Genomic DNA, 23,180 nt, shown 5'->3' with positions numbered 1-23,180 from the left:
AAGTCAAGTGAGCAGAAGACAAGTTTACTTGTATTATGCCATGGCGAGAAAAAGTCTAAACTTGCTTGAACTTTTTCGTTAAGTCAACACTTAAAAATCTCATTTTGTCAGTTATGATAATGAGTGTATCTTTGCAGGCATCAATCTACAGGCTGTTCAGGCAAACTTCAATTTATGTTAGAAACGATTGCTAAAGGTTTTATTATCGGCATCCTGACTTCTTCACCGATGGGACCAATAAATATGCTGGTAATTCAACGAACGCTTAACAGAGGAAGTCAGCATGGATTAGTGTCAGGGATGGGGGCTGTTTTGTCGGACCTCATATACGCCTTGATCACAGTGGTGGGGTTAAGTTTTGTTTCAGATTTTCTGACTGATAATGAGCGATGGATTCAAATTGCAGGAAGCATTATTCTCATTATTTTCGGCTTGTTTGTTTTTCGTTCCAACCCACTTAAAGGGCATATTACTGATATGATTCCGCGGGAGACGCGTTATGTGAAAGATTTTATCTCCTCTTTTTTTCTTACGTTTTCAAACCCGGCAATTATACTTGTGCTGATAGGGCTTAATGCAAGTTTTTCGTTTAACCCTCTGTCAGACGGGTGGGTTTCTCTCATTGCAGGACTGGTTTCGTTTATTGCTGCTTCAATTTTATGGTGGTTTTTTCTTACAGCTTTTGTCTCTATGTTAAGCAGGCATTTTAACCGGAGAGGATTGGTTATGCTAAATCTTACGGTAGGCTTAATATTAATGTTACTGGGTGTGGGGGGAATAGTGTTATCTCTGTTCTCAGACCTCTTTTAGCCATGTTCTACTACTGCCTTCCGATCTCTATTACTTCAAGGTCTCTGATGTCGCCGGCGTCCAGCACAAAACGGAGCAGCGTACGTACACGGTGAAAGCCATACTTTCCCGCAGCACCGGGATTCATGTGCAGGCAGTCCAGCTTTTTATCGTACATCACCTTCAGAATGTGCGAATGACCGGAGATAAACAATTTTGGTGGATGAGCAAGGAGCTGTGCACGAATAGCCGGGTCATAACGACCCGGGTAGCCGCCGATGTGGGTCATCAGCACTTCTACCTTTTCTACGGTAAACCGCAGGGTCTGCGGATAGACGACACGGGTTTTGTAATCGTCGATATTTCCGTACACCGCCCGAAAAGGCTTCAATGCCTCAAAGCGGTCAGCAAGAGCTGTGGAACCGATGTCGCCCGCATGCCAGATTTCATCACAAGGTGCAAAGTAGGTTTCAAATTTCTCATCCCAATACCCATGAGTGTCGGAAAGCAACCCGATTTTTTTCATTTTTTTTACGTTTGCAGCAAAGATAAAGCTTTTTTGGCAAAACAATTCTCACAATCATCCGTAACCCAGGACTCAAAAAAATAGTTTATTCAAACAAACTTTGTATTTTTGAAGATTAAATGTATTAAAGCAAGCCGGTTACAATGGGAAATAATAAATATTCTTACTTTAAGCGCGATATCAGCTGGTTATCGTTCAATTATAGAGTACTCTTGGAGGCAAGGGACGAGCGTTTGCCCGTTTATGAACGCATCAAGTTTCTCTCAATCTACTCTTCTAACCTGGAGGAGTTTTATAAGATTCGTGTTTCGGGTTATCACAGTTCGCTGTTGGGGAGCATCAACCGCGATGAATCTGTTGAAGAGGCATTGAAGACCATTGTGGAGATTAACAGTGAGGTTACTGCGCAGGAGAAGGAGTATAACAATATTTTTAATAATATGATCCTTCCTGAATTGAAAAGGAATGGTATTGTGTTGTATCAGACCGACAAGGTTGAGCATTTTCACCGCGATTATGTGAAGAATTATTTCAATGAGGAGGTATTCCCCTATCTGCAACCGATGATTATCCAAAAGGATGATATTCACTCTTTTATACAGGATGGCCGTATCTACCAGGTTATTAGTCTTACAAGGAAGAAAAAAAAGAGGAATACTAATCAGTTGAGCTATACTTATGCCATTATGAAAATTCCATATAAAGATATACCCCGATTCATTGAGCTGCCGTCCTTCGGGGGTAATTATTACATTATGTTTATTGATGACGTGATAAGGGCTAACATGCAGAGTGTATTTCCGGGATATGATATTAGGGATTGTTATAGTATAAAGATTTCACGCGATGCAGATTTCTCACTCGAGGACGAGGATCAGAACGATATTGCAGTAAAGATTCTCCGGAAGGTGCGCAAACGTAAGATAGGGGCAGTTACCCGGTTTCAGTACGACAGGGATATGCCCGGTTATTTCCTGCAATACCTTCGCGAAGCGTATGAAATTGAGGAAGAGGAGCTACTCCCCTCGGGGCGTTACCTTAACTTGTCTGATCTGATGGAACTGCCTAACCCGGTTGGAAATTCCCTCAAGCAGAGTCTGCCCCAACCGCTTCGTGTGCCTGAGTTGGAGACAAACGATTCTATCCTTAGAGTTTTACGAAAGCAGGATGTACTGCTTCATTTTCCATATCAGTCGTTCGACTATCTACTGCGTTTCCTTATGCAGGCAGCTTTTGATCCCAAAGTGTTGGAAATTAAGGTTACACAGTACCGGGTGGCCGAAAATTCTGCTGTTATAAACAGTCTTATCAGTGCGGCCAAGAACGGGAAGAAAGTGACGGTCTTTGTTGAGCTTAAAGCCCGTTTCGATGAGGTAAGCAACTATCTCTCCTCTGAGTTGATGCAACAGGCGGGAGTGAAAATTATTTACAGTCTGCCGGGCCTGAAGGTTCATGCCAAGCTGGCTTATGTGCGTAAGCGAAGTAACGACCCCAAGGAACCGCTCAAGGGTTACGCTTATCTGGGTACAGGTAACTTCAACGAAAAAACCGCACGCATATACTCCGACAAGGGATTGCTTACTTCTAATAAAGAATTCATTAAAGATATTGACGAGGTCTTCAGGGTACTGGAGGGGAAACCACATAATCACAGTTTCAAACATCTGCTGGTAACGCAGTTTAATATGCTTCCTGAGATACACAGGATGATAGAGCGGGAGATTGAGCATGTGAGAAATGGAGGTAAAGGTTATATTATCTTAAAGATGAACAGCCTGGAGGATAAAGTGATGATAAGCGAACTTTATCGTGCCAGCGAAGCAGGGGTAAAGATCGACTTGATTATCAGAGGTATCTGCTGTCTGGTGCCAAATCAGCCTTTCAGCAAAAATATCACTGTTACCCGTATTGTTGATGCTTACCTTGAACATGCCAGGGTATGGTATTTCTTTAACGAAGGGGATGATAATATCTTTCTGACTTCAGCCGATTGGATGCAGCGAAACCTGTATCGCCGTATAGAGGTGGCATTCCCTATCTACACAGAGAATATAAAGAGACAGATTATCGATATACTGAAGATACAGCTTGCCGATAACCAGAGTGCGGTGTGGGTTGACGAGAACCTGCAGAACGTGTTTAAACGTGATAGTAATACGCTTGACGCGCACCCCGTACGTGCTCAGCAAGCCATTTACGACTACCTGAAAAAGTCGACCGGGCAGTAAGTTTATGCTCCAGTAACATCTTATTCAGTCTATTATCATAATAAACCATGAAGCCTTTGTAAATTTGAACCCATAAAAAAACCCGTGTCGGATTGCCGGCACGGGTTTAAAAAAAGTTATCTCTAAGCTATTATTCTTTTACAGCGGCTTCCTGGAACAGGTTGCTTCGCTTGTTGGCACTAAGCTTTTCGAAATCTTCGCGTGAGCCTACCACCAACTTTTCGAATTCGCGCTGGCCGGTTCCGGCAGGAATCAGGTGACCGCATATTACGTTCTCTTTCAATCCTTCCAGCGTGTCGGTCTTGCCATTGATGGCTGCATCGTTTAACACCTTGGTCGTCTCCTGGAAAGAGGCGGCTGACATAAAGCTGGTTGTCTGAAGAGCAGCGCGCGTGATACCCTGCAAAACCTGGTTGGCAGTTGCAGGAACGGCATCGCGTGCTTCCACCGGCTTCAGGTCGCGGCGTTTGAGAGAGCTGTTTTCGTCGCGCAGTTTACGAACGGTAACAATCTGTCCCGGTTCAAACACCTGTGAATCTCCGGCATCAATAATCACCTTCTTACCCCAGATGCGGTCGTTCTCTTCCATCATATCAAGCTTGTCAACAAGCTGTTGTTCAAGGAAGCGTGTGTCACCCGGATCAACCACTTCTACCTTGCGCATCATCTGACGGACGATAACCTCAAAATGCTTGTCGTTGATCTTCACACCCTGCAGTCGATAAACATCCTGAACCTCATTCACAATGTATTCCTGAACGGCTGTCGGTCCCATGATTGCCAAAATGTCGGCAGGTGTAATGGCTCCATCGGAAAGAGGCATCCCGGCACGTATATAGTCATTTTCCTGAACCAGTATCTGCTTGGAAAGGGAAACCATATACTTTTTCATCTCCCCAGTCTTTGACGTGACCGATATCTCCTGATTTCCACGCTTAATCTTACCGAATGATATCTCTCCATCTATCTCGGAAACCACTGCCGGATTCGACGGGTTACGTGCTTCAAACAGTTCGGTTACTCGCGGCAGTCCTCCCGTAATATCGCCGGCTTTACCCACAGCGCGCGGTATCTTCACAAGCACATCACCGGCTTTGATATCGTCATTTTCGTTCTTCACTATGTGGGAGCTCAGTGGAAGCGTATATGTACGCAGGATATCGTCGTTCTCATTTACAATGTGTGCCGAGGGGGCTTTGGTCTTGTCACGTGATTCGATGATCACCTTCTCCTTCAGCCCTGTCTGCTCATCAGACTCTACCTTGTAAGTCATGTTTTCGGTGAAGTTCTCGAAACGTATCTTACCGGTAGCTTCAGAAACAATTACAGCATTGAACGGGTCCCATTCGCATATCAGATCGCCCTTCTGTACTTTGTCGCCCTGGTTGAAATAGAGCTTCGAACCATAGGGAACGTTGTGAGCTAACAGTACGATCTTTGTGTTGGGGTCAACGATACGCATTTCCACTAACCGGCTTACCACTACCTTGTATGGCTTACCCTCGGCATCTGTGGTTTCCACGTAGCGTAGTTCATCGAACTCAATATAGCCATCGTATTTGGTTGTAATGTTGTTTTCAGTTGCAATGTTAGATGCAATACCTCCCACGTGGAAAGTACGCAGTGTAAGCTGAGTACCCGGCTCGCCAATCGATTGGGCCGCAATAACTCCCACCGCTTCGCCCTTTTGAACCATACGTCCCGTGGCAAGGTTTCTGCCGTAGCATTTCGCGCACACACCATGATGCGATTCGCAGGTTAGTACTGAGCGAATCTCTACACGTTCTATTGGTGAGTCTTCTATCTTTTTGGCAACATCTTCAGTGATCTCTTCCCCTGCGTTTACAATGATTTCTCCGGTAGTTGGATGTTGAACGTCGTGAACGGAAACACGTCCAAGTATGCGTTCGTATAGTGAAGCGATAACTTCTTCATTGTTTTTGATAGCAGTAGCTACCAGCCCGCGCAATGTGCCGCAGTCTTCTTCGTTGATGATCACATCTTGTGATACGTCAACAAGACGGCGGGTCAGATATCCGGCGTCGGCTGTCTTGAGAGCCGTATCGGCGAGACCTTTACGCGCTCCGTGGGTAGAGATAAAGTACTCCAGCACCGACAGGCCCTCCTTGAAGTTAGCCAAGATGGGGTTCTCGATGATTTGAGCACCTTCAGCACCGCTCTTTTGCGGTTTTGCCATCAATCCGCGCATACCCGACAGCTGGCGAATCTGTTCGCGCGAACCGCGGGCACCCGAATCAAGCATCATATATACAGAGTTGAATCCCTGGTCGTCTTCCGAAAGTTGCTTCATCAGTATGTTCGAAAGCTTGGAATTTATATGTGTCCATGTGTCGATGATCTGGTTGTAACGTTCGTTATAGGTGATGAAACCCATATTGTAGTTGTCCATGATCTGTTCCACTTCGCTATATCCTTCCTGAATAAGAGTCTCTTTCTCTTTGGGTATGATCACGTCTTCAAGGTTGAATGAGAGTCCCCCCTTGAATGCCATGTAATAGCCAAGATCTTTTATATCGTCAAGATATTGGGCTGTACGCGCAACTCCACAAGTTTTTATCACCTTGCCAATGATGTCGCGGAGTGATTTTTTTGAGAGCAGCTCGTTTACATATCCCACCTCTTTCGGGATAGCTTCGTTAGTGATTACACGTCCTACAGTTGTTTCATGCATCTTACGGACAGGGTTACCTTCCTCGTCTATGTCATCTACTATCACTTTCACCAGCGCGTGAATATCTACTGCTCCCTCGTTGTAAGCTATTATGGCTTCCTCTTCGCCGTAGAATGTCATCCCTTCGCCTTTAGCTCCCGGACGTATTTTTGTGATATAGTATAATCCAAGCACCATATCCTGTGAAGGCACTGTGATTGGTGCACCGTTGGCCGGGTTAAGAATGTTGTGGGAAGCAAGCATCAGCAGCTGTGCCTCCAGTATGGCTTCGTTGCCAAGTGGAAGGTGTACAGCCATCTGGTCACCGTCGAAGTCGGCATTGAACGCCGTACATGCCAGCGGGTGCAGCTGAATGGCCTTACCCTCTATCAGCTTGGGCTGAAATGCCTGGATACCCAGGCGGTGAAGGGTAGGGGCACGGTTCAGCAGAACTGGGTGGCCTCTCATCACATATTCCAGAATATCATATACAACCGGTTCTTTTCTGTCTACGATTTTCTTCGCAGACTTAACCGTTTTCACTATACCTCTCTCAATGAGCTTACGGATGATGAACGGTTTATATAGTTCGGCTGCCATATCTTTGGGTAGCCCGCATTCGTGCATCTTAAGTTCGGGACCTACAACAATAACCGAACGGGCAGAATAGTCGACGCGCTTGCCGAGCAGATTCTGACGGAAACGGCCCTGCTTGCCTTTAAGGCTGTCAGAAAGTGATTTTAACGGGCGGTTAGATTCTGTTTTGATGGCGCTCGACTTGCGTGAGTTGTCGAACAGTGAGTCTACAGCTTCCTGCAACATGCGCTTTTCGTTACGCAGAATCACATCCGGTGCCTTGATATCAATCAGTCGTTTCAAACGGTTGTTGCGAATAATCACGCGACGATAGAGATCGTTGAGGTCGGACGTGGCAAAGCGTCCTCCGTCGAGCGGAACCAGTGGCCTCAGATCAGGCGGAATCACGGGAACCACCTTCATTATCATCCATTCCGGCTTATTGATATTTTTCGATCCGCGGAATGCCTCCACCACCTGCAGCTGTTTCAACGCTTCGTTTTTACGCTGCTGTGATGTGTCGGTGCTAGCACGGTGGCGCAGCTGATTAGCCAGCTTGTCGAGGTTCAGTCTTTCGAGCAGGTCGAGCACAGCCTCGGCACCCATTTTAGCTATAAATTTATTGGGATCGGTATCTTCCAGTTGCTGGTTCTCTTTCGGGAGCGTCTCCAGCAGGTCAAGATACTCGTCTTCGGTGAGCAGATCTTTTTCTGCCACCTTTTCTTCAAGCACACCTGGCTGTATCACCACATATCTTTCGTAATAGATGATGGAATCCAGTTTTTTGGTAGGGATGCCCAACAGATAACCTATTTTGTTGGGTAGCGACCTGAAGTACCAGATGTGTGCCACGGGTACTACCAGATGAATGTGTCCTGTACGTTCGCGACGCACTTTTTTCTCTGTCACTTCCACACCGCAGCGGTCGCACACGATGCCTTTGTAACGAATACGTTTATATTTGCCACAATGACATTCGTAATCTTTTACCGGCCCGAAGATGCGTTCGCAGAACAAGCCATCCCGTTCCGGTTTATAGGTACGGTAGTTGATAGTTTCAGGTTTTAGAACTTCGCCGAAAGAGTTCTCCAGAATTCGTTCCGGCGATGCCAACCCTATAGTAATTTTTGAAAAGTTACTCTTTATTTTGTTCTCTTTTCTAAATGCCATATATATTGTATATAAAAAGAGTTAAGATGTTGAATAGTATAATAACCTTGAGTACAGTCGTTAATCGAGACTGAGGTTGAGCCCCAGCCCTTTCAGCTCGTGAAGCAGTACGTTCAGTGATTCGGGGATACCTGTCTGAGGCATTGCCTCGCCCTTTACAATTGCTTCATATGCTTTTGAACGGCCTACCACATCGTCTGATTTAACAGTGAGAATTTCCTGAAGTATGTGCGCAGCACCAAATGCCTCGAGTGCCCAGACCTCCATCTCCCCAAAACGCTGGCCTCCAAACTGCGCTTTACCACCCAACGGTTGTTGTGTGATTAACGAGTAAGGCCCAATTGAGCGCGCGTGCATCTTATCTTCCACCATGTGCCCCAGTTTGAGCATATATATTATTCCCACAGTTGCGGGCTGGTCGAAACGCTCTCCGGTACCTCCATCAAAGAGGTAAGTTTTACCGTATGCCGGCACTTTAGCCTTGTCGGTCCATACGCTCAGGTCGTCCAGCGATGCTCCATCGAATATGGGAGTGGAAAATTTTACGCCAAGTTCTTTCCCGGCCCATCCCAGAACAGTCTCGAATATTTGCCCGAGGTTCATACGAGAAGGTACACCCAGCGGGTTAAGTACAATATCCACGGGTGTCCCGTCTGAAAGGAAAGGCATATCTTCCTGACGTACAATTCTAGACACAATACCTTTGTTTCCGTGGCGTCCTGCCATTTTGTCGCCTACCTGTATCTTTCTCTTTTTTGCTACATACACCTTTGCAATCTGCATTATACCCGAGGGGAGTTCATCTCCGATGGTTAAATCGAAACGTTTACGTTTCAATTCGGCATCAAGCTCCTTGTAGCGGCGCAGATAGTTGATAACTGTTGTACGTATGAGTTCATTCTTATGTGTGTCGGTTGTCCATTTGTTTAACTGAACAGACTGGAAATCGATGTCTGAAAGCACTTTTACCGTGAATTTTGCACCTTTTGGAACGACATCCATATTGGTGTAATCCTTAACCCCGGCGGAAGTTTTGCCTTCGGTAAGCTTCAGCAGCTTGTCGATAAGAACCTTTCTTAGCTCTTCCATTCTGTTTTCGTACTCCTCTTCAAGCTTTGGAAGAAGGGCCTTATTGGAGAGTTTTGTTTTTCCCTTTTTAGAAGCTTTTGCGAAGAGATTGGTATGTATAACCACCCCATTGAGCGAAGGAGAAGCTTTCAGCGAGGCATCTTTCACGTCGCCTGCCTTGTCGCCGAAGATAGCACGAAGCAGTTTTTCCTCCGGCGACGGGTCCGATTCCCCTTTAGGGGTTATTTTCCCTATCAGTATATCTCCAGGCTTAATTCGCGCACCAACGCGCACGATACCTTTCTCATCGAGATCTTTCGTAGCTTCTTCACTTACGTTAGGTATGTCGGAGGTGAGCTCTTCCATCCCCCGTTTGGTCTCGCGTACTTCCAGAGAGAATTCCTCAACATGAATAGATGTAAATACATCATCAATCACCATTCTTTCACTTAGTACGATAGCATCCTCGAAATTGTAACCCTTCCATGGCATGAAAGCAACTTTAAGGTTTCTGCCTAATGCCAGTTCTCCATTTTGTGTAGCGTAACCTTCTGTAAGGATTTCACCGGGCTTTACCTTTTGCCCCACCTTGCATACAGGACGCAGGTCGATGGTGGTATTTTGGTTGGTTTTACGGAATTTAGGGATGTTATATGTTTTAACTGCATCATCGAAGCTGGTGAATTCCTCCTCTTCTGTGCGTTCGTATTTTATTTTTATAGTGGTTGAATCCACGTAGATGATCTCACCATTGCCTTCCGACATAATCTGTGAGCGGGAGTCTTTAATAAGCTGGTCCTCGATTCCTGTGCCCACAATAGGTGCTTCAGCTCTTATTAGCGGAACAGCCTGGCGCATCATATTGGAACCCATCAGGGCGCGGTTAGCATCATCATGCTCGAGGAACGGGATGAGTGAAGCCGCTATAGATGCAATCTGCATGGGCGATACGTCCATCAGCTCAACTTCATCTGGTGCTACAACAGGATAATCGGCATCCTGCCTTGCTTTCACGCGTGGGTTTACGAAGTTGCCCTTGTCATCGAGTGGTGCATTACCCTGTGCAATAATTCTGTCTTCTTCTTCCTCCGCTGCCAGATAGATTACTTCGTCGTTTACAATATTTACCACTCCATCGTCTACCTTGCGATAAGGTGTTTCAATAAATCCTAAGTCATTGATCTTTGCATATACGCAGAGCGACGAGATAAGACCGATATTGGGCCCTTCCGGCGTTTCAATTGGGCAAAGTCGCCCGTAATGAGTGTAGTGCACGTCGCGCACCTCGAAACCTGCACGCTCACGTGAAAGTCCACCAGGACCAAGGGCCGACAGGCGGCGCTTGTGTGTTATCTCAGCCAGAGGGTTGGTCTGATCCATGAACTGCGACAGCGCGTTGGTCCCGAAGAAGGTGTTGATAACCGACGATATAGTCTTTGCATTTATAAGGTCTATGGGTGTGAAAACCTCGTTGTCACGAACGTTCATCCTTTCACGGATAATACGTGCCATGCGGTTCAACCCTATTCCGAACTGAGTATATAATTGTTCTCCTACCGTACGTACGCGTCTGTTACTGAGGTGGTCTATATCATCCACTATTGCCTTGGAGTTGACTAGCTCTATAAGATATTTGATGATCTCTATGATGTCTTCGTTAGTAAGCACACGGATGTTTACATCAATATCGAGATTCAGTTTCTTATTAATTCTGTAACGCCCTACATCGCCCAAATCGTATCTCTTTTCCGAGAAGAAGAGGTTATTGATCACCTCGCGTGCACTGGCATCATCAGCAGGTTCCGCGCTGCGCAGCTGGCGGTAGATATGGCGTATTGCATCGATCTCAGTATTGCTGGGATCTTTCTGTAAAGTGTTGTAAATGATAGAATAATCGGAGGTGTTAGGCGTTTCCTTGTGCAGGAGAATATATGCAACTCCCGATTCAACTATCTCGTCAATATGTTCGGCCTCAAGAATGGTCTCACGTTCAATGATAACCTCGTTTCTTTCGATGGAGGTTACCTCACCGGTATCTTCATCAACAAAATCTTCCATCCACGATTTCAGTACGCGGGCGGCAAGCTTCCGGCCCAACACTTTTTTAAGGTTTGTCTTGTTTACCTTAACCTCTTCGGCCAGGTCAAAGATTTCGAGGATATCTTTGTCACTCTCAAAACCGATGGCGCGGAGAAGTGTGGTGACCGGTAATTTCTTTTTGCGGTCGATATACGCGTACATCACACTGTTAATGTCTGTAGCGAACTCTATCCATGACCCTTTAAACGGAATGACACGGGCCGAGTATAGAACTGTACCATTAGCATGGAGGCTCTGGCCGAAAAATACGCCCGGAGAGCGGTGAAGCTGCGAAACGATTACACGTTCTGCACCGTTTATCACGAATGTTCCCTTTTCTGTCATGTAGGGGATTGTCCCAAGGTAAACATCCTGTATAACAGGGGTAAAGTCTTCGTGATCGGGATCCGTGCAGTACAAATAAAGTTTTGCCTTCAGCGGAACGCTGTAGGTTAGCCCCCTGTCTATACACTCTTTAATGGTATAGCGGGGTGGATCAACGTAGTAATCTAAAAATTCAAGTACAAAATTGTTCCGGGTATCAGCGATTGGGAAATTCTCCGTGAAAACCTTATACAATCCTTCATTTTTTCTACTCTCTGGAGGTGCGTCAAGTTGGATAAAATCCTGAAACGATTTTAATTGTACTTCAAGAAAATCAGGGAAATCGAGTGGATTTTTTATCGACGCGAAATTTATTCTTTGATTGGCGTTATTTACAGACATGGATGTGAGTTTTTGAACCTTGTATATATTGACACAAAAGGTTAAGAATCTTCAGGTAGAAGATTCCTAACCGTATTAACCTAAATTAGGTAAATGCTATTTAAGTTCAACTTCTGCTCCAGCCTCTTCAAGTTGTTTTTTCAAAGCTTCTGCTTCGTCTTTTGTTATACCCTTTTTCAATTCGCTGGGAGCTCCGTCCACTAAATCCTTAGCATCTTTCAATCCGAGACCGGTAAGTTCCTTCACGGCTTTTACTACAGCCAGCTTAGCTGCACCGGCACTCTTGAGAACAACATCGAAAGATGTTTTTTCTTCTACGGCGGTTTCGGCGCCGGCAGCAGGTCCTGCAGCAACAGCAACGGCTGCAGCAGCGGGTTCAATACCGTACTCTGTTTTTAAAATTTCAGCCAGTTCGTTAACCTCTTTTACTGTCAAGTTAACCAGGTCTTCAGCAAATTTTTTTAAGTCTGCCATTTTTGTATTTGTTTAAATTGATTACTAATTCTGTTTGTTGTGTGAAATTAATTTTGAATTCTTCAACATTCTCTTTCAACCGATTAGTGCTAATAAACGTGACTTTGTTTTTTACATAGCACCTCATCAATATAAAATCTGATAATGTTTATTTTTTGATTACCGGTTCTATCAGTCGCTTTCTGTTGTTTTTGTTTAATGAGAATGTTCTTTTTCCGTTAACGTTGTCAATACTCCGTGAAGTATATTACCGCCGGATTGGAGTGCAGAAATAACATTTTTGGCAGGAGATTGCAAGAGTGCAATAACGTCTCCTATAAGCTCTGTCTTGCTCTTGATGTTTATAAGGTCTTTCAACGCTTTATCGCCGATGAAGAAACTCTCCTGTACGTACGCGCCTTTAAAAGCGGGCACTTTGTCGGCTTTGTATTTGTCAATAAGCTTTGCAGGAGCATTTGCTACGTTGGAGAACATGATAGCAGTGTTGCCCTTTAAAACGGGATACAACTCCTTATAGTCTCTTTCGAGCGATTCTAATGCTTTTTGCAACAAGGTATTCTTAACCACCAGCAGCTTGATCTCCTGTTTTGAACACTCCCTTCTTAAATTGCTTGTCTTTACTGCATTGAGTGTAGCAATATCGGTAAGATAGAAGTTTTCGTACTCTTGGAGATTTGCAGCTATCTGTTCTATTATTTGTTGTTTATCTTCCTTTTTCATTCAATTAAAACTTTTTATTTCTGTTCTTCTAACGATTTAGTGTCCAGTTTTATACCCGGGCTCATCGTGCTGGAAAGATAAATACTCCTAATATAGGTACCTTTTGCCGCGGCAGGTTTTAATTTGATCAACGTTAGGATAAATTCTTTTGCGTTGTCTCGAATCTGTTCGGGCGTGAAAGATACTTTCCCAATAGAGGTGTGAATAATACCGGCTTTGTCTACTTTAAAGTCGATTTTTCCCTGTTTTACCTCCTTTACGGCTTTTGCAACGTCGGGAGTAACTGTACCGCTTTTTGGATTAGGCATTAATCCGCGAGGCCCTAATATACGGCCGAGCGCACCAATTTTACCCATAATCTGCGGCTGTGTGATTATCACATCCACATCAGTCCAACCTCCTTTAATCTTATCGATATATTCGTCGAGTCCTACATAGTCTGCGCCAGCTTCTGTAGCAGCGGCTTCAGCCTCTGGAGAACACAATACAAGAACTCTTACTTGTTTTCCTGTCCCGTGTGGCAGAGACACAACGCCTCTTACCATCTGGTTAGCTTTACGCGGATCTACGCCGAGGCGTACATCGATATCAATAGATGCATCGAATTTGGTTGTGGTAATCTCCTTAACCAAGGCCGATGCCTCTTTCAGTGAATAGGTCCTTCCCTCTTCAATCTTGCTTAAAGCCAACTTTCTATTTTTTGTCAGTTTACCCATGTCTCAATTGAAGTTTTAATTATTTATAATATCCGGGAAATTCCCTTTTACTGTGATACCCATGCTCCGGGCCGTTCCTGCTACCATTTTCATTGCAGATTTCAGTGTGAAGCAGTTCAGATCGGGCATTTTTTCTTCGGCGATAGTTTTTACCTGATCCCAGGTTACTTCCGCAACCTTTTTGCGATTGGGTTCTGCCGAACCGCCTTTCTGTTTGCTGGCTTCTAATAACTGAATCGCAACCGGTGGTGTTTTAACAATAAAATCAAAAGACTTGTCGGTATAATAAGTAATTACCACAGGTAAAACTTTACCGCCCTTGTCCTGAGTTCTGGCATTGAATTGCTTGCAAAACTCCATAATGTTTATCCCTTTTGAACCTAATGCAGGTCCTACAGGGGGAGATGGATTTGCAGCTCCTCCTTTGATTTGTAATTTTAGTTGTCCGGCAACTTCTTTAGCCATTTTTTTGATTTAATTAATTACGGTTTTCGAAACACTTTGAAGAATTTACAGAATCTGCGTAACCAAATATCTGACTATTCTTTCTCTACTTGCATATAACTCAACTCCAGGAGTTGTTTCCGTCCGAAAATTTTGACCATCACTTTGAGTTTCTTTCTCTCGTCATTCACCTCTTCAACCACACCGGAGAAACTGCTGAAAGGACCGCCAATCACTTTCACATTTTCACCGACATAGTACTTGGCATCCATTTCGTTTCCAGCTTCCTCCAGCTCATCCATTGTGCCGAGGATACGTTTAACCTCCGAATCCCGTAAAGGCTGGGGATCGGCTGTGTTTGGCAAAAAGCCGGCTACGTAATTGATATTCTTAAGTTCGTGAACCACATCACCGGTCAGCTCAGCCTCAATAAGCACGTATCCGGGAAGATAAGCGCGTTCTTTCATCACTTTCTTTCCGTTGCGTATTGTATAAGTCTTTTCTGTGGGGATGAGAACTTGAGAAACGTACTTTCCTAAATCGGTTTTTTTCATTTCTGACTCAAGATACTCTTTGACTTTGTTTTCTTTTCCACTAACAGCACGCAAAACGTACCATTTTTTTCTCTCTTCAGTCATTGTTTCTTTTTTCAGAATTATAAAATACCGTACAGGAGTTTAACTATCCACTCAAATAAAGAGTCTATTCCGAAAACAATCAGGGCAATTATAAGGGAAGCAATCAATACAATTACCGTACTACCGGAAAGCTCTTCTCTGGATGGCCAGGATACTTTGTGAACTAGTTCATTATAAGAATCCTTAAGATATGCAACTATTTTTTTCATTTAATTCGGATCGTTTTGCACGGGTCGAGAGACTCGAACTCCCGACACCTGGTTTTGGAGACCAGTGCTCTACCGACTGAGCTAGACCCGTATAAACCCTGCCTTTGCTTTTCATTGCGGAAAACATTTATCCGGCAGGGCTTTATTGTTGTCTTCTGACAATCCGGAAGCCGGATGCCAGCAGAGCAGTTGTTATTAATCGATCAGCTCCGTAATCTGTCCTGCACCAACCGTGCGGCCACCTTCGCGTATAGCGAAACGAAGACCAATGTTACATGCAACAGGATAGATGAGATCTACCTCGATGGTTACGTTGTCGCCCGGCATAACCATTTCTACGCCTTCGGGCAACTGAATCTCTCCGGTAACGTCGAGTGTGCGTATATAGAACTGAGGACGGTAATGGTTGTGGAACGGAGTATGACGTCCTCCTTCTTCTTTCTTCAGAATATATACCTCAGCTTTGAATTTAGAGTGAGGTTTAACCTTGCCCGGGTGAGAGAGAACCATACCGCGCTTGATTTCATCTTTTTCGATGCCGCGGAGTAGCAACCCTACGTTGTCACCAGCCTGGCCTTCGTCGAGAATCTTGCGGAACATTTCCACACCTGTAACAACAGATTTCCTGCCTTCTGCTCCAAGACCGATAATCTGAACCTCTTCGCCGGTTTTAATAATACCTGTTTCTATACGGCCTGTAGCAACGGTTCCACGTCCGGTGATAGAAAATACGTCTTCAACCGGCATAAGGAAAGGTTTGTCCACATCGCGCGGAGGCAGTGGAATCCAAGTGTCAACAGCGTTCATTAACTCCATGATCTTTTCTTCCCATTTGGGCTCGCCATTCAAACCGCCAAGTGCTGAACCTCTGATAATGGGCGTGTTGTCTCCGTCGAAGTTGTAGAATGAGAGCAGTTCTCGCATTTCCATTTCAACCAATTCCAGCATCTCCTCGTCGTCAACCAGGTCAACCTTGTTCATAAAAACAACCAGTCTGGGAACGTTTACCTGACGGGCCAAAAGGATGTGCTCACGTGTCTGGGGCATCGGACCGTCAGTTGCTGCAACTACAATTATTGCACCGTCCATCTGGGCAGCACCTGTAACCATGTTCTTCACATAGTCGGCGTGGCCGGGACAGTCAACGTGAGCATAGTGACGATTTTCAGTTTCGTATTCAACGTGTGAAGTATTAATGGTTATACCTCTCTCTTTCTCTTCTGGAGCGTTGTCGATTGAATCGAACGAACGAACCTGCGAGAATCCTTTTTTACCTAATACGGTTGTGATTGCAGCCGTTAAGGTAGTTTTACCGTGGTCAACGTGACCTATTGTACCGATGTTTACATGCGGTTTCGTCCGGTTAAAATGTTCTTTTGCCATAAAATGTACTATTAATTAGTGTAAATAAAAATTGTATTTTCGTCTCTATTGTCGTAAACAGTAAATCTCAAGACACAGGCACACTCCTTTATCTTGACGAAATGCCGATCATTTGTAATTGAGCCGATGGCGGGAGTTGAACCCGCGACCTCTTCCTTACCAAGGAAGTGCTCTACCTCTGAGCTACATAGGCAATAAGAGCGTCACTTCCCAACAAGTGCCGGGATCCCTCCCGACAGGAGGTTTTTTACACGCTATAGAGCGGAAGACGGGACTCAAACCCGCGACCCTCAGCTTGGAAGGCTAATGCTCTATCAACTGAGCTACTTCCGCAGTATTAATGTGCAAATTTTTTAATATGCACATTTGCAAATGATTATTGCTTTTGCATATTGAGCATTTGCTCACACTTACAATTTTGTGGGCAGTGATGGATTCGAACCACCGAAGGCGTAAGCCAGCTGAGTTACAGTCAGCCCCATTTGGCCACTCTGGTAACTGCCCTAAAAACTTGAGCCTCTTGTCGGATTCGAACCAACGACCCCGAGATTACAAATCACGTGCTCTGGCCAACTGAGCTAAAGAGGCTTATTTTCTTGATATTAACCGCTTCCCTCCATTTTTTAGGAGAGAAACGGTCGCAAAGGTAGTGATATTTTTTTTGATGCCAAAACATTTATCTTAATTTTTTGGCGTCATCTCTCCTTTTTTTCTTTGGTTTTAATTATTTGTTTTTCTATCGCCATAGCGCATAGATCTATGGCTTCTTCAAATGAATCGGCTTTTTTGTTTGCAAATGCTTCTCTGTGTCTGAGGTTTAATTTCACTGCTGCATCTTTATTATTTGCAGTTTCCGGTTTTACCACCCTGAGGATTACTTCAGCTTGGATAATATCATCGGTGAATCGCTCCAGTTTTTTAATTTTTTTCTCAATGAACGCTTTCAGCTGGTCGGTAGCGTCAAAATTTACAGATTGAATTGTTAGTTCCATACTTTTCCTCCTTCATTTTTTTGCTCTTGGGTGAGCGTTATGATAAGCTTTTTTCAATTCTTCAAATGTAACGTGTGTATAGACCTCTGTTGAAGCAAGGCTTGAGTGCCCCAGCAGTTCCTTTACCACATTAATCTCTGCACCGTTATTCAACATTTCGGTGGCAAAAGAGTGCCGTAGCACGTGCGGACTTTTTTTTGATAAAGTGGGGATGTTGCTGAGATGTTCATTAACTATGTTATAAACCAGTTTAGGATATAAAGGTGCTCCATCTTCTTTAACAAACAGAAAAGGAGATTTGTTCTCTATTTCGGCGTCTCTTATCTGAATGTAATTTTTAATTTTTTCTCTTGTATCGTCAGAAAAAGGTATAATACGCTGTTTATTACGTTTTCCTGTTACACGAAGCGTGCATGAAGAGAGATCAACGTCGCTGTCTTTCAGGGCAATCAGCTCGGCACGCCGCATCCCGGTAAGATATAACAGTTCAATAATGAACCTGTCGCGATGCCCACGAAAATCATCGGTATAATCAAGTGAATCATCAATTACTTGTGTCATCTCCCGGTCGTTTACAAAAGATGGAAGCCTTTTTGAGGCTTTCGGCCCTGCAACGGCTTCGGCGGGATTTCGGGCGATTACTTCGTTCTTTTTCAGGTATCGGAAAAACGACTTCACCGCGCTTAGTTTCCTGTTTACCGAACGGGCTTTCAATTTCTGTTCCATCAGCCTGCTCATCCATATACGTATAAGGTCGCTATCAATATTAGCCGGGTTGAATTCCCCACATATTTCTGTTATAAATTCCTCGAACTGTGTAAGGTCTTTTAAATAAGCAATCTCCGTTAGAGAGGAATAGTTCTTCTCATAACGGAGATATTTTATGAATTTTTCTTTCCACATGCCGCACCTATCCCTGAATGGATGTGACTACGAAGATAAGAAAATTATTCTTCATTTTGTTGCATTTGCTGTACATAAATGGCGTGTTGTTTTGATTTGCGCTTTTTTACCGAAGGCTTTGTATAGGCCTGACGGCCGCGAAGTTCTTTTACCACGCCAGTTTTTTCATATTTACGTTTAAATTTTTTCAAGGCTCTTTCAATGTTTTCGCCTTCTTTCAGTTGTACTACTATCATAGTTTGAAAATTGATTTTTTTGAAATTTGTTTTGAGATTATTGTTTCTTGAAAACTTACGGGATGATTAGTGTTCCCAATTTTGTTACTGTGGAAAAACACCAAATCATGTACAATGGTCCCTATACCTTTACTTCATGCACGAATATTCTGTCGGGTAATCCATAATATTTACCCTGGCTTTTGGGACCAATGATCCGTAATGTAAATAGATATAAAATATTTATCTGTTTCTGAGTGTTTCAATAACCTCCCTTCTGTTTGGGCTGCAAAGTTATAAAATATAAATATAAACATCAACGTTATGGGGTGTAAATTTTTTAAGCCACCACCTCTTTTTTTAGCCGGTTTTCAGTTATTTATCTTTTGAAGCAACCTGAGGACAGTATTATTTCGAATCACTGTTTACCAGTCATCGGTACGGAAAGAAGAAATTGGAAGGTTTCCTTCCACTGTGAATATTTCCGTTGCTTCGGTGTCGTTAAAACAGTAACGAACAGCTACCGGTTTTTCCACGTTGGGTGAGAAAACATAAATCCGGTTACCGGCAACAGCCGCCTTGGCCGGATGGAACCATTTGTTATCTCCGGCAACCTGAAACTGTAGGATCTCTTTCCCGTGCGTGGTGAGTCCCGGGCTGGAAGGAATGTCCATCGTGAGAATGGCTACTCGTCCGTCCACGGTTAAGGACTGAATTTCCGGACTGCGGTAATGCATCTTGTCCATACCGTATGTTTTCGCCAGTGCCCAAAGCGCCAAGCGCTCACCGGCATATTTCTTTTTAGGCGGATGAATGCAACCGGGACTGTCCGAATCCATCAGGACGGCCATTCCCGTGTTGGGTGTGGTCTTCATCCCTTTGGCCTGTGCTTCGCGAATAAAGGCAGAGTTAAACCCGCCTCCGTAGTTGAAAGGAGCAATTTGACAGTAATAAAACGGAAATTCGCCCACTTCCCAGATCGTACGCCATTCGCGCACCATCCTGTCAAACAGCTCCACGTATCTGTCCGGTTCACCCCGGTTGGCTTCGCCCTGATACCAGATAGCGCCGCGTATACCATACCCTACGATAGGATGCAGCATACCGTTATATAATACGGTGGGTGTCCCGTTCTGTGATTTTATGTCGGCGTCGGTCGCGGGTATCTGAACGTCGGGGATCACGCTTTTGATGGAAGAAGGCGTCATCCATGCTTCGATGCGCGAACCTCCCCAGCTGGTGTGGATCAGTCCGACAGGAACGTCCAGCGTCTGATTCAGCAAGCGGCCGAAGTAATAGCCTGTCGCCGTGAAATCCGGTGTTGTCTCCGGCCCCGCAACCTCCCAGTAGCCTTCACCGTCGGTCTGAGGGGCTGACTTGGAAGCCTTTTTCATGGTGAAGCAACGGATGCCGTGATTCCTGGAAGTGGCAATAGCTTCCGGCCCTCCCTCGATCGGTTGGTTTCCAAATCCCTTCATCGGCATCTCCATGTTGGATTGCCCCGAACAGACCCATACTTCTCCGATCAGGATATTATTCAATGTGACCGCTTTGCCGTCGCTTATGGTGATGGTATAGGGTGTATAGCCTGCTGCCGGTGTCTTTACCTTCAGTTTCCAATACCCTTGTCCGTCACTTTTCGCCGAATAGCTTTTCTTGTTCCAGGAGGTGGTTACCCGTACGGAGGTGTTTGCTTTTGCCCAGCCCCAGATTGCAGCCTCCGATTGTTGCTGCAATACCATATTATCACCAAAAATGGCCGGCATTCTGATTTCCGCGTTCAATGAGAACAGGGCAGAAGACAGCAATAAAATAAGACATACTCGTTTTGTAATTTTTTTCATGACATGTGAATATTTTTTTTTCATTTAATTATGAGCAAAAATAGTCATTTTTTTCTAAAATTACCGTTTGAATGGATATCTGGTGATCAAAAGGGGCATTTGTTTAGCATTTCAAAGAGTTATGCCTAAAAACTCACGTTTATCATTACCGGAAAATGATCGGAAGGAAAATGTCCATATTGTACATCGTTCAGAACGCCATATTTGTTAACTGTAAATTCTTTACTTATCCAGATATAATCAATTCTGTTTTTCATTTTCGCAAAGATATTAAACGAGTTGGAGGTACCGGTTGTACCATAAGGAGGCTGAAGAGTGACTTTGTATGAGTCGTTGAGTAGCCCGTTTTCATTAATGATTTTAATAGGTTCGGAATCGGGGGTCGCGTTAAAATCGCCTGTACAGATTACAGGATAACCTGCTGCAATCTTGCGAATTTTTTTCATCAACAATATAGATGATTGTTTTCGAGCCTCTTTTCCCTGATGGTCATAATGTACATTAAAGAAATAAAACTCTTTACCGGATATAATGTCTTTGAACTTTGCCCATGAACAGATACGGTTACAACAGATGGCATCCCATCCTTTTCCTGGGATTTCGGGAGTCTCAGAGAACCAGAAATCGCCTTTATCCAGAACCAGAAATTTATTTTTTTTATAAATTATGGCAGAATGTTCTCCGGCATCTTTGCCATCGTCTCGCCCCACTCCTGTATAAGCATAATCTCCAGGTTTAATTATATCCGTTATCTGATGGTGAAATCCTTCCTGTGTGCCGAAAATATCAAAATCATGAAAGCGTATCAGACCATTTACCATATCTTTACGGTGTTCCCATGAATCCATGCTGTCCCTTGGGGTATCCATACGGAGGTTATAAGAGGCTACATTGAATCTGGCCACCTTGCTTTTGGGGGCTGAGAGGACAATTGAAATCAATAAAAAGAGGTGTGCCCAAATAATTGTTGTTCTCATTATACTTTTATTTTTAAGACTGGACCCGGTGTATTCCGGGCCCATCAATTTAAATGATTAATTTTCTATTACCAACCGGGGTTTTGCCCTAAGTTGGGATTTTTTAGCCTGTCGGCTTCAGGAATAGGATAAAGGTACTTTTTGTCTAACCATTCCCGCTGCCCCGGATTCCAGATAACTTCACCGGAATCACCTTCAGATAAAACTCTCCTACCAACCCCTTCCGATGTGACATCCACAAAGATTGAAGCTGTAGCATTAGCAGGCCGTTTACCTATATAAAAACAGACATCCATTACTCCGTCTTCGTTAAGATCGTATTCTCCTGGAGCAGGAACATACATTCCGTTCATAGGAGCTTCAGCAAATAATTCACCCAAGCGCCATCGTGACAAATCATCAGGCCTCAGTCCTTCCGTTATCATCTCTACCGCACGCTCCCGAAGGACTTCTAGCAGCACAGGATCGGTAAATCTATTGTTGTAAAAGTTCACCATATAGGGGTCGGCTGTTACAGGTTTCTGTGTCAGGGAAGGACCTGTAATTCCGGCACGGGCTCTCAAGGCTCCAATGGTAGACGCCCACTGGGTATCGGTCATTGTTCCCAGTTCAGCCAAAGCTTCGGCCTTGTTCAAGAGAATCTCGGCGTAACGGAAAATAATGTGTGCATTTTCATTTCGGCTTTCATCGTCATAAGGAAAACGCTCGTCGTAACACCCTTTGATAATCTGGTAGCCCGTGTAAGCTTGGTCGAGGTTAGGCGGTGCAATAACGGGAACCCCGTTCTCGGTACGTCGATAATTTCCCATACGTATCGTTTGTTGTAGGCGGCCATCCCTGTTTTTAACTTCTTCTGCAAAAGGAGTTGTCTTGTAGTTGGGATTACTTGTAAAAGGGGTGCCGTCAATATTTAGATAGGTGTTGATAAAGCGGCGTGTTAACGACGGCCTGTTGCCATATGTAGGACTGATAACTCTCCTGTTTCTGGAGCTAAACACCTGCAGATCGGCATCTAATGTGACGGCCAGAATTACTTCGTTGCTGTTGGGTATTTTCTGCAGAAACAGATTCCTGTAAGCAGATGGCCCTTCTACCAATGTGTATCCTTGAATTTCATCAGCTGTTTTAACAACTTCTTCGAACCACTTGTTGGCTGTTCCCTCTTTGCCATACGATGTGTGATACTTCCTAAAGGATGCTTCATACAGGCATACCCTTGTTTTAAATGCTCTGGCTACATCCCTGGTAATCAGGGTTCGGGTAGGTTCTGACTTGTCGGATATATGCGATATTGCGTAATTTAAATCTTCCAACACATGTTCCATGACTTCAAAACGATCATCCCTCGGAGCATAAAGGGTTTCCTCATCATCAACATCAATAGTGCGATCAATCCAGGGCACATCTCCGAATCGTTTGACCTTGTCAAAGTAGAAATAAGCCCGGAAAAAGCGGGCAAGGCCCAGGTAGTGATCTTTTGTGGGTACCGTACTTTCTTCAGCATTCTCAATGAAATAGTTGATATTGCGTAGGTTTCCCCACGACCAACCGCCACTTGTTGTAGGACTCAGGGCATTGGGCATGAATCGTGTATCAACCCCGTTGCGCGCTACTAAATCCGAATTGTCGTCAATGGCAAAGACACCGTCGTATGGAGTGGGCAGTATTTCGTAAAAGGAATTGGAATAAAGTTCCAGTCCGCTGGCTGACTCAAAAATGGCTACACGTGAAGCCGTGGCCTGCGGTAATTCTTCCATGTCGCAGCTTAGAAATCCAGTCAGGACCAGCATGCTTGCAAAGATGTGTCGTATATTTTTCTTCATATGATTGTA

General features: G+C 44.4%; 18 protein-coding genes and 5 tRNA genes. 2 read left to right on the top strand and 21 right to left on the bottom strand.

The genetic code is table 11. From position 1 onward, the window contains the following. Positions 1–174: 174 nt before the first annotated feature. Positions 175–810: a LysE family translocator gene (locus tag KDN43_RS01850; RefSeq protein WP_238868003.1), complete on the top strand. Its 636-nt coding sequence runs from the start codon at positions 175–177 to the stop codon at positions 808–810. A 10-nt stretch (positions 811–820) separates the two neighbouring features. Here KDN43_RS01850 and KDN43_RS01845 read toward each other — a convergent pair whose 3' ends face one another. Beyond that, entirely contained in the window at positions 821–1,315 is a 495-nt protein-coding gene (locus KDN43_RS01845) for a metallophosphoesterase family protein (RefSeq protein WP_238868002.1), read from the bottom strand. Between the two features lie 143 nt (positions 1,316–1,458). Here KDN43_RS01845 and ppk1 point away from each other — a divergent pair, with 143 nt between their 5' ends. Continuing rightward, complete coding sequence (gene ppk1 / locus KDN43_RS01840) at positions 1,459–3,543, top strand: polyphosphate kinase 1 (RefSeq protein WP_238868001.1); 2,085 nt, start codon at positions 1,459–1,461, stop codon at positions 3,541–3,543. A gap of 130 nt (positions 3,544–3,673) precedes the next feature. Here the strand turns inward: ppk1 and rpoC are convergent, their stop codons facing one another. The 20 genes from rpoC to KDN43_RS01740 all read right to left on the bottom strand — a co-directional run bounded on the left by rpoC (position 3,674) and on the right by KDN43_RS01740 (position 23,171). Beyond that, on the bottom strand, positions 3,674–7,960 hold the full coding sequence (rpoC, locus tag KDN43_RS01835) for a DNA-directed RNA polymerase subunit beta' (RefSeq protein WP_238868000.1): 4,287 nt from the start codon (positions 7,958–7,960) through the stop codon (positions 3,674–3,676). Between the two features lie 60 nt (positions 7,961–8,020). Next, on the bottom strand, positions 8,021–11,833 hold the full coding sequence (gene rpoB / locus KDN43_RS01830; protein WP_238867999.1) for a DNA-directed RNA polymerase subunit beta: 3,813 nt from the start codon (positions 11,831–11,833) through the stop codon (positions 8,021–8,023). 96 nt (positions 11,834–11,929) lie between these two features. Continuing rightward, complete coding sequence (gene rplL / locus KDN43_RS01825) at positions 11,930–12,307, bottom strand: 50S ribosomal protein L7/L12 (protein ID WP_238867998.1); 378 nt, start codon at positions 12,305–12,307, stop codon at positions 11,930–11,932. 195 nt (positions 12,308–12,502) lie between these two features. Continuing rightward, on the bottom strand, positions 12,503–13,027 hold the full coding sequence (gene rplJ, locus KDN43_RS01820; RefSeq protein WP_238867997.1) for a 50S ribosomal protein L10: 525 nt from the start codon (positions 13,025–13,027) through the stop codon (positions 12,503–12,505). A 14-nt stretch (positions 13,028–13,041) separates the two neighbouring features. Continuing rightward, the gene (gene rplA, locus KDN43_RS01815) at positions 13,042–13,743 is read right to left on the bottom strand and encodes a 50S ribosomal protein L1 (RefSeq protein WP_238867996.1); all 702 of its coding nucleotides are present in this window, start codon (positions 13,741–13,743) and stop codon (positions 13,042–13,044) included. A 15-nt stretch (positions 13,744–13,758) separates the two neighbouring features. Next, positions 13,759–14,208: a 50S ribosomal protein L11 gene (gene rplK, locus KDN43_RS01810; protein WP_238867995.1), complete on the bottom strand. Its 450-nt coding sequence runs from the start codon at positions 14,206–14,208 to the stop codon at positions 13,759–13,761. 74 nt (positions 14,209–14,282) lie between these two features. Beyond that, on the bottom strand, positions 14,283–14,825 hold the full coding sequence (gene nusG / locus KDN43_RS01805) for a transcription termination/antitermination protein NusG (protein WP_238867994.1): 543 nt from the start codon (positions 14,823–14,825) through the stop codon (positions 14,283–14,285). Between the two features lie 17 nt (positions 14,826–14,842). Next, complete coding sequence (gene secE / locus KDN43_RS01800; protein WP_238867993.1) at positions 14,843–15,034, bottom strand: preprotein translocase subunit SecE; 192 nt, start codon at positions 15,032–15,034, stop codon at positions 14,843–14,845. 18 nt (positions 15,035–15,052) lie between these two features. Next, positions 15,053–15,125, bottom strand: a tRNA-Trp gene (locus KDN43_RS01795). Positions 15,126–15,229: 104 nt separating this feature from the next. Continuing rightward, positions 15,230–16,417 (bottom strand): elongation factor Tu, encoded by a 1,188-nt coding sequence (gene tuf, locus KDN43_RS01790; RefSeq protein WP_238867992.1) that lies wholly within the window; start codon positions 16,415–16,417, stop codon positions 15,230–15,232. A 121-nt stretch (positions 16,418–16,538) separates the two neighbouring features. Continuing rightward, positions 16,539–16,610: transfer RNA gene (locus KDN43_RS01785), tRNA-Thr, on the bottom strand. 67 nt (positions 16,611–16,677) lie between these two features. After that, positions 16,678–16,750 (bottom strand) — tRNA-Gly (locus tag KDN43_RS01780). An 88-nt stretch (positions 16,751–16,838) separates the two neighbouring features. Beyond that, positions 16,839–16,921 (bottom strand) — tRNA-Tyr (locus KDN43_RS01775). Positions 16,922–16,931: 10 nt separating this feature from the next. Further along, positions 16,932–17,005: transfer RNA gene (locus tag KDN43_RS01770), tRNA-Thr, on the bottom strand. 107 nt (positions 17,006–17,112) lie between these two features. Further along, positions 17,113–17,409, bottom strand: a complete 297-nt coding sequence (gene hpf / locus KDN43_RS01765) for a ribosome hibernation-promoting factor, HPF/YfiA family (protein ID WP_238867991.1) — start codon at positions 17,407–17,409, stop codon at positions 17,113–17,115. A gap of 12 nt (positions 17,410–17,421) precedes the next feature. Further along, positions 17,422–18,312 carry a tyrosine recombinase XerC gene (locus KDN43_RS01760; protein ID WP_238867990.1) on the bottom strand — a complete coding sequence of 297 codons (891 nt, stop codon included), beginning with the start codon at positions 18,310–18,312 and terminating at the stop codon, positions 17,422–17,424. Positions 18,313–18,356: 44 nt separating this feature from the next. Then, positions 18,357–18,548, bottom strand: a complete 192-nt coding sequence (gene rpsU / locus KDN43_RS01755) for a 30S ribosomal protein S21 (protein WP_238867989.1) — start codon at positions 18,546–18,548, stop codon at positions 18,357–18,359. 404 nt (positions 18,549–18,952) lie between these two features. After that, positions 18,953–20,371 (bottom strand): sialate O-acetylesterase, encoded by a 1,419-nt coding sequence (locus KDN43_RS01750; RefSeq protein ID WP_238867988.1) that lies wholly within the window; start codon positions 20,369–20,371, stop codon positions 18,953–18,955. Positions 20,372–20,496: 125 nt separating this feature from the next. Next, positions 20,497–21,348, bottom strand: coding sequence for an endonuclease/exonuclease/phosphatase family protein (locus tag KDN43_RS01745; RefSeq protein ID WP_238867987.1), 852 nt, complete (start codon positions 21,346–21,348; stop codon positions 20,497–20,499). Between the two features lie 68 nt (positions 21,349–21,416). Continuing rightward, positions 21,417–23,171, bottom strand: coding sequence for a RagB/SusD family nutrient uptake outer membrane protein (locus KDN43_RS01740; protein WP_238867986.1), 1,755 nt, complete (start codon positions 23,169–23,171; stop codon positions 21,417–21,419). Between the last annotated feature and the right edge of the window lie 9 nt (positions 23,172–23,180).

The sequence above is a fragment of the Proteiniphilum propionicum genome (genome assembly GCF_022267555.1).
Classification (GTDB): domain Bacteria; phylum Bacteroidota; class Bacteroidia; order Bacteroidales; family Dysgonomonadaceae; genus Proteiniphilum; species Proteiniphilum propionicum.
This window is presented reverse-complemented; position numbering and strand designations above follow the sequence as displayed.